This is a genomic window from Rhodococcus sp. NPDC057135, from assembly GCF_042670865.1.
GTDB lineage: Bacteria > Actinomycetota > Actinomycetes > Mycobacteriales > Mycobacteriaceae > Rhodococcus_F.
Genome location: NZ_JBHUUU010000005.1, coordinates 153,292 through 169,653 on the forward strand (window position 1 = coordinate 153,292; position 16,362 = coordinate 169,653).

Annotated in this window: 14 protein-coding genes; 10 read left to right on the forward strand and 4 right to left on the reverse strand. The window is 61.8% G+C overall.

Annotated features, from left to right (window positions below; translation table 11 throughout):
* Window positions 1–9 precede the first annotated feature (9 nt).
* The 7 genes from ACFT1A_RS11460 to ACFT1A_RS11490 all read left to right on the forward strand — a co-directional run bounded on the left by ACFT1A_RS11460 (window position 10) and on the right by ACFT1A_RS11490 (window position 7,162).
* The gene (locus ACFT1A_RS11460) at window positions 10–885 is read left to right on the forward strand and encodes a branched-chain amino acid ABC transporter permease (RefSeq protein ID WP_054186876.1); all 876 of its coding nucleotides are present in this window, start codon (window positions 10–12) and stop codon (window positions 883–885) included.
* A 68-nt stretch (window positions 886–953) separates the two neighbouring features.
* The gene (locus ACFT1A_RS11465; protein ID WP_378447084.1) at window positions 954–1,913 is read left to right on the forward strand and encodes a branched-chain amino acid ABC transporter permease; all 960 of its coding nucleotides are present in this window, start codon (window positions 954–956) and stop codon (window positions 1,911–1,913) included.
* Window positions 1,910–2,683 (forward strand): ABC transporter ATP-binding protein, encoded by a 774-nt coding sequence (locus tag ACFT1A_RS11470; protein ID WP_378447085.1) that lies wholly within the window; start codon window positions 1,910–1,912, stop codon window positions 2,681–2,683. Before ACFT1A_RS11465 ends, ACFT1A_RS11470 begins: the two co-directional genes overlap by 4 nt.
* A 2-nt stretch (window positions 2,684–2,685) precedes the next feature.
* Entirely contained in the window at window positions 2,686–3,390 is a 705-nt protein-coding gene (locus ACFT1A_RS11475; protein ID WP_378447086.1) for an ABC transporter ATP-binding protein, read from the forward strand.
* Window positions 3,391–3,399: 9 nt separating this feature from the next.
* Window positions 3,400–5,040 carry a class I adenylate-forming enzyme family protein gene (locus tag ACFT1A_RS11480; RefSeq protein ID WP_378447087.1) on the forward strand — a complete coding sequence of 547 codons (1,641 nt, stop codon included), beginning with the start codon at window positions 3,400–3,402 and terminating at the stop codon, window positions 5,038–5,040.
* Between the two features lie 68 nt (window positions 5,041–5,108).
* Window positions 5,109–6,128, forward strand: a complete 1,020-nt coding sequence (locus ACFT1A_RS11485; protein ID WP_378447088.1) for an alpha/beta hydrolase — start codon at window positions 5,109–5,111, stop codon at window positions 6,126–6,128.
* Between the two features lie 143 nt (window positions 6,129–6,271).
* On the forward strand, window positions 6,272–7,162 hold the full coding sequence (locus tag ACFT1A_RS11490; RefSeq protein ID WP_378447089.1) for an alpha/beta hydrolase: 891 nt from the start codon (window positions 6,272–6,274) through the stop codon (window positions 7,160–7,162).
* A gap of 5 nt (window positions 7,163–7,167) precedes the next feature.
* Here ACFT1A_RS11490 and ramB read toward each other — a convergent pair whose 3' ends face one another.
* From ramB to ACFT1A_RS11510, 4 genes are all read right to left on the reverse strand, one after another.
* Entirely contained in the window at window positions 7,168–8,580 is a 1,413-nt protein-coding gene (gene ramB / locus ACFT1A_RS11495; RefSeq protein ID WP_230816883.1) for an acetate metabolism transcriptional regulator RamB, read from the reverse strand.
* 122 nt (window positions 8,581–8,702) lie between these two features.
* Window positions 8,703–9,962, reverse strand: coding sequence for a formamidase (fmdA, locus tag ACFT1A_RS11500; protein ID WP_019744435.1), 1,260 nt, complete (start codon window positions 9,960–9,962; stop codon window positions 8,703–8,705).
* An 81-nt stretch (window positions 9,963–10,043) separates the two neighbouring features.
* The gene (locus ACFT1A_RS11505) at window positions 10,044–10,331 is read right to left on the reverse strand and encodes an FmdB family zinc ribbon protein (protein ID WP_378447090.1); all 288 of its coding nucleotides are present in this window, start codon (window positions 10,329–10,331) and stop codon (window positions 10,044–10,046) included.
* Window positions 10,332–10,410: 79 nt separating this feature from the next.
* Window positions 10,411–11,043, reverse strand: a complete 633-nt coding sequence (locus tag ACFT1A_RS11510; RefSeq protein WP_378447091.1) for a serine/threonine protein kinase — start codon at window positions 11,041–11,043, stop codon at window positions 10,411–10,413.
* A 514-nt stretch (window positions 11,044–11,557) separates the two neighbouring features.
* On the opposite strand from ACFT1A_RS11510, the gene aceA reads away from it, so the two are divergent.
* The 3 genes from aceA to metE all read left to right on the forward strand — a co-directional run bounded on the left by aceA (window position 11,558) and on the right by metE (window position 16,343).
* Window positions 11,558–12,847 (forward strand): isocitrate lyase, encoded by a 1,290-nt coding sequence (gene aceA / locus ACFT1A_RS11515; RefSeq protein ID WP_003941533.1) that lies wholly within the window; start codon window positions 11,558–11,560, stop codon window positions 12,845–12,847.
* A 200-nt stretch (window positions 12,848–13,047) separates the two neighbouring features.
* The gene (locus tag ACFT1A_RS11520) at window positions 13,048–13,944 is read left to right on the forward strand and encodes a 3-hydroxybutyryl-CoA dehydrogenase (protein WP_003941541.1); all 897 of its coding nucleotides are present in this window, start codon (window positions 13,048–13,050) and stop codon (window positions 13,942–13,944) included.
* 92 nt (window positions 13,945–14,036) lie between these two features.
* Entirely contained in the window at window positions 14,037–16,343 is a 2,307-nt protein-coding gene (gene metE / locus ACFT1A_RS11525; protein ID WP_378447092.1) for a 5-methyltetrahydropteroyltriglutamate--homocysteine S-methyltransferase, read from the forward strand.
* Window positions 16,344–16,362 lie beyond the last annotated feature (19 nt).

The following is a 16,362-nucleotide window of genomic DNA, read 5'->3' on the forward strand; positions in this document are numbered from 1 at the left end:
AGCCTTGACATGACAGACGCACAACTGTGGCTCGCAGCCATCGAGATCGGTGCATTCTTCTCGCTGATAGCCCTCGGAATGTATCTCGTGGTGGTCGGCGCCGACTTCTTCAACTTTGCGATGGGCCCGTACGCGATGGCTGCGGCCATGGCGTCGAGTTGGGTCGCGATCAATTACGGGCTCGCTCTCTGGATTGCCATGCCGCTGGGGATCGCGGTGGCAGTGGCGCTGTCGATTCTGACGGAAAAGCTTGTGGTCAAGCAGGTTCAGAAGCGCTCGGGTCGGGGGGAACTACCGGCGTTGGTGGCTGTGACCGCGGTCCTGTTCGGGATCCAGCAGCTCGCCGGCACGGTCTTCGGCCGCACACCGCTTCCCGGACAGAAGATCTTCGACTTCGATCCGATATCGGTGCTCGGCGCCACCGTCGACAGTTCGACCGTAGTACTCGTCGTCGGAACTGCTCTGATCTTCGTCGGTATCGGACTGTGGCTGAACCGGTCCACCTCAGGCCGTCTGCTTCGCGCCGTCGGCGACAGTCCGGATGCCGCCCGTGTCCTGGGGTTGCCGGTGGACCGTGTCCGGCTTATCGCGTTCACCCTCGCCGGTGTGATCGCCGCCGTTGCCGGACTTCTGTTCGCTCCCAAGGCCGGTGTTCAGTTCACGAGCGGCCTGTCGTGGACCCTGACGGCGTTCATCGCGCTTGTCATCGGCGGTACCGGCCGGAGTTGGGCTCCGCTGATCGGCGGAATGGTGTTGGGCGTCGTCCAGGTATTCGCCCCGTACTACTTCGGCGCGAGTGCTGCTCAAACCGCGATTCTGCTGATTGCACTGGTGTTCTTCGCTTTCCGTCCGGAAGGCCTGCTCTCGAGGAAGGTTCGCGTCTGATGGCCTCGCTTTCTACCAGTCCGCTCACGTCAAGTCCGCCCACTTCAGGTGGCGGTTCCAGGACGAGAATGCTTGCGGTGTCACGGGAAGCTCTGATCACTGTGGCAGTGGTTGCCGCCGTGCTGCTGTGGATGGGGCCGAGTCTGTATCGGCAGGATCTGGTGTTCCTCGCTGCGACCTATTCGTTGATCGCTCTCGGAATGTATGTGCCGTTCGTTCTGGCCGGATCACTGTCGATGGCGTACAGCGCGTACGCCGCGATCGGTGCGTACGCCGTTGCGCTGATCTCTGTTCGGACCGGGTTGTCGATGTGGTGGGGATGGATTCTCGGCGCCCTCGCCGCCGCAGCGGTCGCAGTGCTCCTCAGCTTGGCGACGCAGAAACTCTCCGGGTTCTACCTCGCCGCGGTCACTTTGTTGTTCGGTATCGCCTTCGAGCACTGGCTGATCGACGGGCCGAGCTTCACCGGAGGTTCGGCCGGGATCTCGGGTGTCGAGACTGCGACGATGTTCGGTTGGGAGCCACCGCGTTACGCGTTGGTCGTGTTCGCGATCCTGTTCGTGTGTCTGATCGCGGTCGCTGTCGATCGGCTTCGGAAATCCGTGTGGGGTCTGATGTTGCAAGCTGCCCGCGACAATCGCAATGTCGCACGGTCTTCCGGCGTCAATCCCGCTCACCTGACCGTCGTGGCGCTGGCGATCGGTGCCGCCATCGCGTCGACCGGTGGATCGCTGTTCACCGTATCGGTGCAAGCGCTCACTCCTGAAACATTCACTCTCAGTATTGTTTTCCTCGCGATCTTCATGCCGATCATCGGTGGTCGCGGTTCCGCGTGGGGTGCTCCGCTCGGTGCACTGATCGTGGTGATCGTGACGCTGAACATGCCCGGGTACCAGGGAAGCGGTGAACTGCTGCTCGCCGGAGCCGTCCTGGTGATCCTCATCGTCGCGCCTGGCGGGGTGATCGGATGGAGCCAGAACGTTCTGGGCCGAATGAACCGTCTGTACAAGGAGCGTGGCAACCGATGACTCGGCTACTCGAAGTGAGCGGGCTCCACAAGTCCTACGGCGGGGTCCGCGCAGTCAGCGACGTCTCGTTCAGCGTCGGACCGGGTGAGGTGATCGGCCTGGTCGGTCCGAACGGTGCAGGCAAGACCACACTCGTCGACTGCATCTTCGGCACACAGCAAGCAGATTCCGGAGCGGTCACGCTCGCCGGTGCTGCCTTGACCGGGCCGTCGGAGCGCCGTGCACGGCAGGGGCTCTCGCGTACGTTCCAGCATCCACAGCTCGCAGCGGAACTCGACGCGATCGACAACATCATTCCGGGACTGTACGGACACAAGATCACCTCACCGCTGCACTCGCTGTGGTGGGCGATCAAAGGGCCGTTCGAGAACTGGGATCGCGCAGCGCAGCGGGCCCGGGAGATTGCCGCCCGGTACTCGGTTACCGATGTCGAAAGTGCCTGCGGGGATCTCAGTTTGGGTGCGCAGCGCCTGGTCGAGGTAGCGCGCGCGATGTCGAGCGAACCCGAAGTCCTTTTGCTGGACGAACCGTTTGCCGGTGCGGATCACGATGGTATCGCCGCGATTTCCGGTGCTGTTCGATCGATTGCTGCACAGGGCAAGGGAGTGGTTCTGGTCGATCACAACGTCGATCTCATCGCGGCGCTCGCAACCAAGATCGTTCTGCTCAATTTCGGATCGGTGGCGTTCTACGGACCGCCGCAAGAGTGCTTGGCCAGCGATGCGATGCGCGACGTCTATTTCGGTTCCGAATACGAGGAAGGTGCCTGACGATGCTCGAACTCGACAGAGTCACAGTTCGATACGGCTCCGCGGTTGCCGTCAGGAACGTCTCCCTCACCGCCCCGGCCGGTGAAGTGACCGCGATTGTGGGGCCGAACGGTGCAGGCAAGACCAGCTTGATCGGAGGAATCTACGGCTCGGTTCCCGCTACCGGGAAAATCACGATCGACGGTCGTGAGATTCAGAAGCTTTCGGCTCTCGCCCGAGTCCGTAGCGGATTTGCCTATGTCCCCCAAGGCAGGCAACTGTTCATGCGTATGTCCGTTCGCGAGAACCTACGCGTCGGCGCCGACCTGATGGGTTTGAAGGCCGGGGCCGTGGAAACAGCTTTCGAGAGGTTTCCGATCCTGCGCGAACGCTCGGAAAGTTATGCCGGGGTTCTCAGCGGTGGTGAACAGCAGATGTTGGTTCTGGGGCGGGCCCTTCTGGAAACTCCGAAGGTGTTGCTCCTCGACGAGATGATGACCGGGCTGGCACCGAAAATCGTCGCGGAACTGCGAGCGTTGGTCGGCGATCTGGCCGCCGAGGGAGTGACCGTCGTCGTGACGGAACCGGCTCTGGCTGCACTGAAGTCGGTTGTCGACCGCGGATATGTCATGCAACGCGGCGAACTCGTCCGCGAATGCGATTCCGCAGCGACACTGGACAACGCGTACAAACAATCGATGGGCGTACTCAGCGCCGACGGGAGATGATCGACGATCATGGTTGAAACGAAGACACTCGACTTCACCGTCGGTGAATTCGCCACGAATCCGGCCCGGTTCGCCGGTGTCAGCATCAGCGAGATGGTCAGGCATTGGTCTGAGACCATCCCGGACGAAACTGCCTTTGTCACCCCGGAGTCGAGGGTCTCGTGGAAACAGTACGACGCCGCTGCCGATGCCATCGCGTCGGCACTGGACCTAGCGGGTGAGGGATACGGGCACGTGGCCGTGTTGCTTCCCGACACCGCTGTCTTCCATGCGGCTCTCTGCGCAGCATTTCGGACCGGCCGCGTTGCCGTCGGAATCGGTTCGCGCTCCGGCATTCGCGAGATCTCTCATCTGATCGCCCGCTCCGAAGCATCCGTTCTGGTCACCGCGCGCACACTGCGAGGCGTCGACACCGCCGAACTCGTGGCGAGTCTTCGGGCCGAGCATCCCGGACTGGACGTCGTCTTCGCCGACGAACGCGCCGACGTGATTTTCGAACGCGCGGGCGCAGGTGGCGAATTCACTTCGCTGCCGGTCGAAATCAAGCGTTTCCCCGCAACCAGTCCGTGCTTTGTCCCGTCGGGCGTTTCGATGCTGAACTCGACCTCCGGCACGACGGGCCTGCCCAAGCTGGTGACTCAAACCGAGGACCGTTGGGTTGCCTTCTCCGAGATTGCAGCCGAGGCGGCGGCAATCGGTGCAGACGAGGTGTTCCTCGGCGCGGTTCCGGCACCTTTCGGATTCGGTCTCTGGACTTCGCATTTCCTGCCTGCGCTACTCGGTGCTCGTAATGTCGTCATGGAACGCTTCGACGTTTCGGTGATGATCGAGTTGATCGAGCGCGAACGGGTAACTGCTTTGAATTGTGTGAGTACACAATTCAAGATGCTGTTGCGCTCGGAGGCCGCGAAATCGGCCGATCTCTCGTCACTTCGTTTCATGTTCACCGGTGGTGAAGCCGTGCCGTATTCGGAGGCACTGGCTTTCGAGCAACGTACCGGGGCGGCAGTCCTGCAGTTCTACGGATCGAACGAAACCGGCGCCGTCTCGGTGACGACGGTCTTGGACGATCCTGACACCCGCCTGAAGACGTGCGGTCACGTCATTGATCGAATGCAAGTTCGTGTATTCGACGATGCGGCAAAGGAAGTGACCGAAGCCGTCCGTCGAGGTCAGCCTGCGGTCAACGGCCCACTGATGTGCCAAGGGTACTGGGGTGACGTCGATGCGAACGACGAGTTGTACACCGACGAAGGTTGGATGCTTCTCGGCGACATCGTCGAGATCGACGAGACAGGACGGGTGCGTGTGGTCGGGCGAAAAGCCGACATCATCATTCGAGGCGGCAAGAACATTTCCGCGGTCGAAGTCGAGGAGTATGTACGCGCGCACCCTTCGGTGGAACTGGTCTCGGTAGTGGGAGTCGACGATCCGCTGTTCGGTGAGAAAGTCTGTGCGGTCGTCGTGTCCGCTGATGACGATCTGAGTTCGGAGGACTTGACTGCCTGGCTGCAGAGCCGAGGAGTGACCCGCGAGTACATACCCGAGTACGTGATGACGGTCGCCGAATTGCCGATGGCGGCCGGGGGCAAGGTAGCCAAGGGTGAAGTCAAGGCGCTCGCGCAGAGGCGGATCGCGGAACTCGGCTGATCGAGCCTGGCGGTAACGGCTTCGCGCTACGCTGATCCGGACATTGTGCCGAGAGTGAGGGAAACCCGATGACGAACCCTTCACCGCACCGATGGCGCAAGCGAGCACTGTGGACTCTCGGGACAGTGATAGTCCTTGTCGGAGCCGTGGTTCTGGCTTTTGTACTGAGCCCGAGACCCGGCGCGCTCACCGTGCGCTGGGTCTTCGATCGTGATGCGGTGAAAATCACCGAGGCGCTCGAGAAGCATGCTCCAGGTGGCGTCGACTCGATCAAGGACCAGCACTATCGCGCCGATGACGACGACGCATATCTGGACGTCTACTTTCCTGCAGCGACGACGGCCACGCCGCCCACGGTGATCTGGACTCATGGCGGTGCCTGGATCTCGGGAAGCAAATCCAACTACGCGTCGTACTACGAGCTGCTGGCTTCTCACGGATACACCGTTGTGTCCCTGGACTACTCACTCGGGCCCGAGCATCACTACCCGACAGCGGTGCGACAGCTGAACGACGCACACGCGTACGTCGTCGCGAATGCGGAACGGCTGCATGTTGATCCGACGAAGATCGTTCTCGCCGGTGATTCTGCGGGAGCGCAACTCTCGAGTCAGCTCGCCACTCTCGTCACTGATCCCGCGTATGCGGACCGCGTGGGCGTGAACCCGTCGCTGCGGCCGGATCAGCTACGCGGAGTGATCCTGAACTGTGGAATCTACGACGTCGGGAACATGGTCGGCGGACCCGGCATCATCGGTTGGGGAGTTGATCGGTCCCTCTGGGCATATACCGGTGTGCGCGACTTCATGAGTACCGATGCAGCGGATCAGATGTCGACCTTGAACTACGTCACCGATCGATTTCCGCCCGCCTACATCAGCGGCGGTAACGCGGATCCGTTGACCGATTCTCAGTCGAAACCTTTGGCTGAGAAATTGACGGGGATGGGAGTGGGGGTCGACACACTGTTCTATCCGGCCGATCACGTTCCGGCGCTCGGTCACGAGTATCAGTTCGATCTGGACAATGCCGACGGCCTCACGGCGCTCGATCGCACGGTTCAGTTTCTCGACGCTCGTACCGGCTAAATGTCGGATTGTGGTGAACCACTGCGAAAATGGTCATTTCGGACAAAGCTCCGAGGGTGTGTCTGCAGGGAATTCCCAGTTAGTCCTTTTGGTCTAGCCTGGGGAGATCCGATCCGACACCAGGAGTTCTCCTCGTACGGTGGATGTCAGCGGGCGGCTCAGAAGCGACTCACGCACAACTCGACAGGCATGCACCGCCAGGAATCGTCTCGGTCCTCGATCAGTCGTACCGCGACGGCGACGACGATGCGCAACTGGACGTGTACTACCCGTCGGAGTCCACGTCAGCGCTACCGACGGTGGTCTGGGTGCACGGCGGTGGTTGGATATCGGGATCGAGAACTGATGCCGACGGTTACTACAAACTGTTGGCAGATCAAGGTTTCACTGTGATTTCGGTGGACTATTCACTGGGGCCCGAGGCGTATTACCCCACCGCAGTGAATCAACTGAACGACGCGTATCGATTCATCGTGAGCCATGCGGACAGGTTGCATGTCGATTCGAACAATCTCTTTCTTGCGGGAGATTCGGCAGGCGCGCAGTTGTCCAGTCAGTTGGCGACCGTCATGACCAGCCCTGACTACGCGTCGGAAATGGGGTTGGAACCGGCATTACGACCCGAGCAGATACGCGGAGTTGTCCTCGACTGCGGGGTCTTCGATCTGAAACCGCTACTGTCGCAGGGGAAGTACTTCGGTTGGGGCGTCGACAAGCAGTCATTGTGGGGGTATCTCGGAACGAGGGACTTCGACGGGTCGACTGCAGTGGGTCAGATGTCGACGTTGGGCCATGTGACCTCGGACTTTCCAGCGACGTTCATCACCGGCGGAAATGTCGACCCACTGACCGCCAGCCAGTCGAAACCCATGGCAGATCGGCTCGCCGATCTGGGCGTCGAAGTAGACGCACTGTTCTACCCCGACGATCACGAGCCTGCGCTCGACCACGAATATCAGTTCGACCTCGACACCGTCGACGCGATGATCGCGTTCGATCGCACAGTCGCGTTCCTGCACAACTACGTGCGTTAGCGCGCTCAGCGAATCACGTACGGCGAAATCGAACTCCGGTGCTCGCTGATGTCGAGGTCTTTACCCAATGGAGGGAAGGCGCGCTGCGGACAGTTGAGGCGTTCGCAGACACGGCAGCCCGAGCCGATCGGCGTTCCCGGATTCGACTCGTCGAGATCCAGACCGTCGCTGTAGACGAGTCGATGCGCGTGGCGAATCTCGCATCCCAGTCCGATGGCGAAGATCTTTGCGGGCTGTCCGTATCGAGCCGCTCGACGTTCGACCGTGCGTGCGACCCACAGGTATCGGCGACCGTCGGGCATCTGCGCGATCTGCGGCATGATCTTGCCTGGATAAGAGAACGTCTCGTAGACGTTCCACAGCGGGCATGTGCCGCCGCTGGTGGAGAAGTGGAATCCCGTGGCGGACTGACGCTTCGACATGTTTCCGGCACGGTCGACACGTACGAACATGAACGGAACCCCGCGAAGTTTGGGGCGCTGCAGGGTCGAGAGGCGGTGGCAGATCGTCTCGTAGCTCGCGGAATAGAAGGCAGACATGCGCTCGATGTCGTAGCGGAAGTCCTCTGCAACCTCGTGAAACTGGCTGTAGGGCAGCACGGTGGCCGCGGCGAAATAGTTGGCCAAGCCAAGCTTCGCCAGGGAGACCGATGCTTCGCTGGTGAAGTTGCCCTCGGCCACCAACGAGTCGAGCAGTTCGCCATGCTCGAGGTACGCGAGTTCTGTCGCGAACTTGAAGACCTGTTGCCCGCCCGAGAGCCTTGCCGAGATCTCCAGCACCCTGGTGTCGGGGTCGTAGCGATGAAGTATGTTCTCGCCCAAGTCGACTCGTCGAACGATCTGCACGTCGTGGACGGATTCGAGGCGTCTGGCGATCTCGCCGGCGACGTCGCCACGGTGAAAGCGCATCCGGGCAGTGAGTTCTTCGGCTGCGGTGTCGAGATCGTGGATGTAGTTCTGTCGCTGATAGAAGTAGTCGCGCACTTCCTCGTGCGGCATGGTGATCGAACCGCTGCCGCTGCCGTCCGAGAAACGGTCCTCCGTGGCTGCAGCGAGCTGGGCCGTCGTGTTGCGGAAGCGGCGATGCATGTTCACCATCGCCTTGGCGAGGCCGGGGTGGGTGGAGACCATCTCCGCGATTTCGTGGGCGTCGGCGTCGATACCCATCTCCTGATCGAGGGCAACTTCACGCATTTCCGCGATCAGGCGTGTGTCGTCCTGCGGGGAGAAGAAGGTGGTGTCGACACCGAAGACTTCACTGATTCGCAGGAGGACCGGCACTGTGAGTGGCCGGACGTCGTGCTCGATCTGATTGAGATAGCTTGCCGAGATCTCCAGCGTCTTGGCCAGCGAAGCCTGACTCAACCCGCGCTCGGTCCGCAGTTGGCGGAGCCGGACACCGACAAAGGTTTTCGACATTTTCCCAGGATACGAGTGACGGTCCGGCTTCGCAAAGGTGGGTTCGCAGTCTTCGCACAGGGCCCCGGCCTGTGAGTGGTCAAGGAGCCTCGGCACTCCCTGACCACTCACGGGCCGAAGGCTTAGACCCTGTTCTCCGAGCGAGGGGCGCCGATTCCGGGATCGATCTGGAACGGTCCGCTCGACGACGGTGCGAGAGGGAAGTCGAAGATCGCGGTCGGGAGATACACCGTCGAGCACGAGTTGGGGATATCCACGACGCCCGATAGACGGCCCTCGATCGGTGCCGCACCGAGTAGCAGGTACGCCTGCTCCGGTGCGTAGCCGAACTTGGTCAGGTATTCGATCGCGTGCAGGCACGCACGCTGGTACGACAGATGCGAATCCAGGTACTTCTGTTCGCCGTCCAACGTGACAGAAGTGCCCGAGAATGCAAGCCACTCGGAATACTGCGGATCCGTGTTGCCCGGCATGAAGATCGCGTTCTCGGAAACGCCGTAGGTATCCATGCCGCCCTTGATGATGTCCACACGAAGGTCGATGAAGCCGCCCATTTCGATGGCACCGCAGAACGTGATCTCACCGTCGCCCTGGGAGAAGTGAAGATCGCCGACCGACAGATTCGCACCGTCCACGAACACCGGATAGAAGATTCGGCTGCCCTTGGTGAGGTTCTTGATGTCCTGGTTTCCGCCGTTCTCGCGCGGGGGAGCGGTGCGAGCCGCCTCGCCGGCCACGCGTGTGTACTCGTCACCGGTCAAGGTTCCCAGAACGGCATCGCGGGGCTCAGGCGGAAGCGCAAGCGGGGGAACCCGATTGGGGTCGGTGGCAATCAGGGCACCCTCGCGGGCATTCCACTTGGCGAGCAGGGCTGCCGACGGAGCCGTGCCCATGAGTCCCGGGTGGACGATGCCTGTGAACGAGACATGCGGAATGTGGCGCGACGTCGCCGTTTGTCCGGAGAAATCCCAGACAGCCTTGTACGCGTCGGGGAACTGTTCTGTGAGGAATCCGCCGCCGTTGTTCCGAGGGAAGATGCCGGTGTACCCCCAGCCTTGGCCGGCCAACGGACCCGAATCCTCTTGGGGGATAGGACCGATATCCAAGATGTCGACGATCAGCAGGTCGCCGGGCTTCGCGCCTTCGACGGAAAAGGGGCCGGACAGCGTGTGGACCGTGGTCAGTGGTGCATTGAGAATGTCGTCGGCGGAGTCGTCGTTGTGGATTGCGCCGTCGAACCATTCGCGGCAATGGACACGAAACGCATCACCGGGTTTCACCGTCACCGCTGCCGGGATGTCCGGGTGCCACCGATTGTGGCCGACGATCGCCTGGTCGGTGAATTTCTTGGCGGAATCGAGTGGAAACAGCAGTTCAGGCATATGCACTCCTCATTCTCGAAGAAACGGAAAACTCGTGGCGGCAGGACTTTCGTGTCGGATCGTGACTCGCGGCGAGGGTGCTCAGGGGCGAGGTAGCTTGCGGTGCAACGGATTGGATGTGGTCGGGGCAGTTTTTCGGCCGCGGCCCGGTAGTGACCCACTGACCACGGCAGGCTCGTGAGCCGATCGAGCCGTGCTGTCCAGCAGACTCATCGCGGCTGACGACGCGTGACTCAAGCGGGGAGACGAGACCACCCGCTTGGATTCGAGGCTGCACTGGGGGCAACTGATCGACTGGGGCACTTCGGCCATCGCGAACGACCGCTCGAGTGGGCCGCAGCCGGTACAGCGAAACTCGTACAGGGGCATGCGGTCACGCTATCGGAGGATCAGTCAGTACGACACTGGAACGACAAGCGCCGGGTTGCTGCCGCCGCAAGTGCGCACGTCAGCGCAAGTACACAACCGCGTTGTCTCCGCCGGTACAGGTGACGATGCCGGAGGCCACCTTGCACGCCATCGTGTACTCCTTGCCGGTCACCGGACTACGTGCGGAAACCGTGCTGGATCGACCGGCGGCACCGGAGTTTCCGTAGGCGATCCGAACTGCCTCGGCAAACTCGCACGAAGTTTTGCCCCCACTGGTCGCGGACTCCTTGTAACTTCCGGCCGGCTGCCCGCCGGGGCAGGCGGACGCGCCTGCCGGGAAGTTCGCGGCGCGTGTGGTCGTCGGGGATGTCGTGCTGGGAGCAGTTGTCGTGGCACCGGCGGTGCCGGGTGTGTTCGCGGCGGCGGTGGTGGAGTGGGCGGCTCCACCGGCTGTCGAGTTGGGGACGTCCTTCGGCCACAGAACCCATGCAAGCCCGCCGAAAAGAGCCAACACGGTGATGACACCGATGATCGATACCGGAATCACCCAGCCGGGTCGTCGTGGCGGCGGATTTCCACGTGGCGGACCAGGCGGGAATCCCTGCGGTGGGGGATAGGACTGCGGCGAGGCCCGGTATCCCAACTGCGGCGGTTGAGGCCCGGATTGCGACCATGCCTGGTTGTTCGGTGGCTGCTGATAGTTGTCCGGCACAGCTTTATCGCCCGTTCAGTGGTGTCGAGGGCGTCGAACGACAAGTCATGGTTCGACAGCATATGGCCGGCGAACGGGTTGTCGGGGGCTTTGCGAGACCTCGATCTCGGGAAAGTGCTCGCGCGAATGCCGTTGCGACGAAGTGATTGCGGTCACTTGCGGGCAATGAAGTTGACTCCGAAGTAGCGGACAGGCCCGTTCCGTGCGCTGCGCGAACAGGCGTAATTCACCAGTGGCGGAGTTGAGTGCATTTCGTTCACAGCCTGCGGTTTCATTACTACTCGCCAGTACGGAACCTGTCCGAATGGGTAGTGCTCGCCGTGTAGGAATCTTCACAGACTTAGCAAAGTGTGTTGAAAAGGTAGCGAAGATTGGCATTAGCAACAGGTAGACGGCACTTTTTCGATGTGCCATTCTCGGTAAGTACACAAGAAGGGCCTGGCAAGTATGTGAAGTAGTACGCACGTACTGCTCACAACAGGCCGGACCAGCAGATCAAAGAGATGGAGTCTTGATGTCGACCACCGGCACCCCGAAGACCGCAGCTGAGCTCCAGCAGGATTGGGACACCAACCCTCGCTGGAAGGGCGTTACTCGTAACTACACGGCCGATCAGGTCGTCAAGCTCCAGGGCACCGTCGTCGAGGAGCAGACCCTCGCTCGTCGCGGATCCGAGATCCTGTGGGATCTCGTGAACAACGAGGACTACATCAACTCCCTCGGTGCACTTACCGGCAACATGGCTGTGCAGCAGGTTCGCGCCGGCCTGAAGGCCATCTACCTTTCCGGTTGGCAGGTTGCCGGCGATGCGAACCTCTCGGGCCACACGTACCCGGACCAGAGCCTCTACCCGGCCAACTCGGTTCCGACCGTCGTCCGTCGCATCAACAACGCACTGCTGCGCGCCGACGAGATCGCCAAGACCGAGGGTGACACCTCCGTCAGCAACTGGCTCGCTCCGATCGTTGCCGACGCCGAAGCCGGCTTCGGTGGCGCTCTCAACGCTTACGAGCTGCAGAAGGCCATGATCGGCGCCGGCGCTGCCGGTGTCCACTGGGAGGATCAGCTCGCTTCGGAGAAGAAGTGCGGCCACCTCGGCGGCAAGGTGCTCATCCCCACGCAGCAGCACATCCGCACCCTGACCTCGGCTCGCCTGGCTTCCGATGTTGCGGACGTTCCGTCCGTCATCATCGCCCGCACCGACGCTGAGGCCGCAACCCTCATCACCTCCGACGTGGACGAGCGTGACCGCCCGTTCCTCGACGGAACCCGCACGGCTGAAGGCTTCTACGGCGTCAAGAACGGCATCGAGCCCTGCATCGCTCGCGCCAAGGCTTACGCACCGTACGCAGACCTCATCTGGATGGAGACCGGCGTGCCGGATCTCGAGGTTGCAAAGAAGTTCGCCGAGTCCGTTCGCAGCGAATTCCCGGACCAGCTCCTGGCCTACAACTGCTCCCCTTCCTTCAACTGGAAGGCGCACCTGGACGACGCGACCATCGCGAAGTTCCAGAAGGAGCTCGGCGCAATGGGCTTCAAGTTCCAGTTCATCACGCTGGCCGGCTTCCACTCGCTCAACTACGGCATGTTCGACCTGGCCTACGGCTACGCCCGCGAAGGCATGACGGCATTCGTCGACCTGCAGGAGCGCGAGTTCAAGGCTGCTGAAGAGCGTGGCTTCACCGCCATCAAGCACCAGCGTGAGGTTGGCGCCGGCTACTTCGACACCATCGCCACCACCGTTGACCCCAACACCTCGACGGCAGCTCTCAAGGGCTCCACCGAAGAGGGCCAGTTCCACTAAGAACTGACTTCGGGTGGGGGAGAGGCTCGGCTTCGGGTCTCTCCCCTGCTTGTATCACCGATCTACTTTCTCTCGTCTTCAAGGCAGTTCCAATTGCATCGGCCACCAGCGTCGACGCAGTTCGAAGTGCTTTCTTTGCAACACCTTCAGACTGCAGAACCTTCACCAGACAAACTCCACGAGACAAACAAGGAGCTGACGTGACCAGCGAAAAAATTCAGCGCGTCGGCGTTATCGGCGCCGGAATCATGGGTGCCGGAATCGCCGAGGTGTGCGCCCGCGCACATGTCGATGTTCTGGTCTTCGAGCAGACTCGCGAGCTTGCAGCAGCCGGGCGTTCACGCATCCTGCGTTCGCTCGACCGCGGCGTGAGCAGCGGAAAGATCACAGAACGCGAGCGTGAGCAGGCCGCATGGCGTCTGCGTTTCACCTCCGATCTGGGAGATTTCGCGGACCGCCAGCTCGTCGTGGAGGCCGTCGTCGAAGACGAGAAGATCAAGAGCGAAATCTTCGCCGAGCTCGACGCGGTCGTGACGGACCCGGATGCGGTTCTCGCATCCAACACGTCGTCGATCCCGATCATGAAGCTCGGCATCTCGACCAAGCGTCCCGAGCGAGTCATCGGTATGCACTTCTTCAACCCGGTGCCGGTTCTGCCGCTCGTCGAATTGGTGACGACGCTCAAGACCAGTGCCTCCGTCTCGCAGCGCGCCGAGGCTTTTGCCAGCGACATCCTCGGCAAGCAGGTCGTCCGCAGTGCCGACCGCTCCGGCTTCGTCGTCAACGCACTCCTGGTGCCGTACCTGCTCTCGGCGATTCGCATGGTCGAGTCGGGCTTCGCTACCAAGGAAGACATCGACAAGGCAACGGTTCTGGGCCTCGCGCACCCCATGGGTCCGCTGGCGCTGACGGACCTGGTCGGCCTCGACACCGTCAAGTCCATCGCCGACTCCATGTACGAAGAGTTCAAGGAGCCGCTGTACTCCGCTCCGCCGCTGCTCCTGCGTATGGTCGAAGCCGGATTGACCGGCAAGAAGTCCGGCGCGGGCTTCTACGAATACGCCGACAACGGTCGCTCCACCAAGCAGGCAAGCTAAGGCCCAAAGCCCCCTGTGCGCCTTTCTGGTAGTTCCGGCTACCACAAAGGCGCACAGGGCGCTCGCGCCCCTCGGTTAGAAAGGTCGACCGCATGTCCAGCAGCACTGCAGCATTCGGCTCCAGCGTCCTGGGGTATCCGCGCATCGGGCCGCGCCGTGAGCTCAAGCGCGCCCTCGAGTCCTACTGGCACGGCACTTCGGACAAGGACGCACTCCTCGCGGTCGCCAAGGAACTCCAGGAATCGACCTGGAGCGAATTGGCTGCGACGGGATTGAGCCAGGTTCCCGGCAACACCTTCTCCTTCTACGATCACGTGCTCGACAATGCGCTGCTTTTCGGCGCAGTGCCGGAGCGGTTCAAGCCGCTCGAGGGCGCACTCGATCCGCTCGATTTCTACTTCACGATGGCTCGCGGTCGCCCCGACTTCCCGCCTCTCGAGCTGGTGCGCTTCTTCGGCACGAACTACTACTACCGTCAGCCCGAGATCGACGCGAACACGGTGTTCTCGCTCAACTCGGAAGCGCTGCTCGACGAGTTCGAACGTGCGAAGGCGCGCGGCATCGAATTGCGCCCCGTCATCATGGGACCCGTTTCGCTGCTTCTGCTCTCGAAGGTCGGGCCTGCCACCGAGGAGTCCGATCCGAACTTCACCCCACTCGATCTGTTGGACGCAATCCTGCCCGAGTACGAGAAGCTCTTCGAGCAGCTCGCCAAGGCCGGTGCCACCTGCGTTCAGTTGGACGAGCCTTCGGTGACCGAGGACCGCACCGCCGAGGAGCTCGCCGCTCTGGGACGTGCATACGAGAAGCTTTCGACGGCCCCGCTGCGCCCGCGCCTGTTGGTGACGGGCCCCTACGGCAAGTTCGGCGAAGCCCTCAACATCTTGGCGCCCACCAAGATCGAGGCCTTCGGTCTGGACTTGGTGCACGGCAAGATCACGGCCGAGGAACTGGCCGCGGTGCCGAACATCAAGCGCAAGCGCATCTACGCAGGCGTCGTCGACGGTCGCAACGTGTGGCGCGTCGACCGGTTCAACACCTTGACGTACCTGAACGAACTCAAGGACGTCGTGCCTGACCTCGTCGTCTCCACGTCGTCGTCGCTGCTGCACGTGCCGTACGACGTGCTCTCCGAGTACGACATCCCGGGAGACGTCGCAGACCGTTTGGCTTTCGCGAAGCAGAAGGTCGGCGAGGTCGTCTCACTGGCGAAGGCGCTCACCGAAGGCCCTTCGGACAAGTGGCGTAAGCGTCCGACGAAGGTGCACTTCAAGCTCAAGCACGCAGTCCGTGCTCGGGTCAACGCGATCAAGCCCGAAGATCGTGTGCGTGCACCGTACGAGGAGCGTCGCAAAGCTCAGCAGGAACGGTTGAACCTGCCTTTGGTTCCGGCCCAGACACTGGGTTCGTTCCCGCAGACCGACGCGATTCGCCAGGCTCGTTACGAACTCGGCCAGGGGCGTTTGGAGTGGGACGACTACTACAAGCGCATCCAGGAAGAGATCGAGCGCACAATCCGTCTGCAAGAGGACATCGGTCTCGATGTTTTCGTGCACGGCGAGCACGAGCGCAACGACATGGTCCAGTACTTCGCCGAACTGCTCGAGGGCTATGCCTTCACGCACAACGGTTGGGTTCAGGCCTACGGATCTCGTTGTACGCGTCCGCCGATTCTCTACGGAGACATCGCCCGTCCGAAGCCGATGACGGTCGAGTGGATTGCGTACGCGCAGTCGCTGACCGACAAGCCGGTCAAGGGCATGCTGACGGGTCCTGTCACCATGATCGCTCGTTCGTTCGTTCGTCAGGATCAGCCGCTCTACGAAACGGCAGAGCAACTGGCACTTGTGATTCGAGACGAAATCGCGGATCTCGAAGCCGCCGGAATCGCCATCATCCAGGTGGACGAGCCGGCAATTCGTGAACTGCTGCCACTGCGTGAGGACGGCCGGGAGGCCTACCTGGAGTGGGCCGTCGACGCGTTCCGTCTGGCAACAGGTGGAGCGAAGCCGGAAACACAGATCCACACACATCTGACGTACTCCGCTCGGTCGTCGGTGGTCGACGCCATCGAACGGTTGGACGCAGATGTGACGGCAATCGTCGCGACCCGCTCCATCACGTGGGTTCTCGAAGCACTCAAGGAAGGCGCGCTCACGCACGGCGTCGGCCCCGGTGTCTACGAATCTCGGTCGGCTCGGATTCCGGACATCGACGAGCTCGACGAATTGCTCACTGAGGCAAGCGAATCGATCTCTCTCGATCGATTGTGGGCAAACCCGGACGGTGGCCTCAAGACCCGCCATCCGTGGCAGCTCGAGCCTTCGCTGCGCAACATGGTTGCGGCCGCGAGGCGCCTGCGTCGTCGCGCCGAGCAAGCTGAGCGCGACGCCGGGTAAGTCACGTAAAGAACAAGTC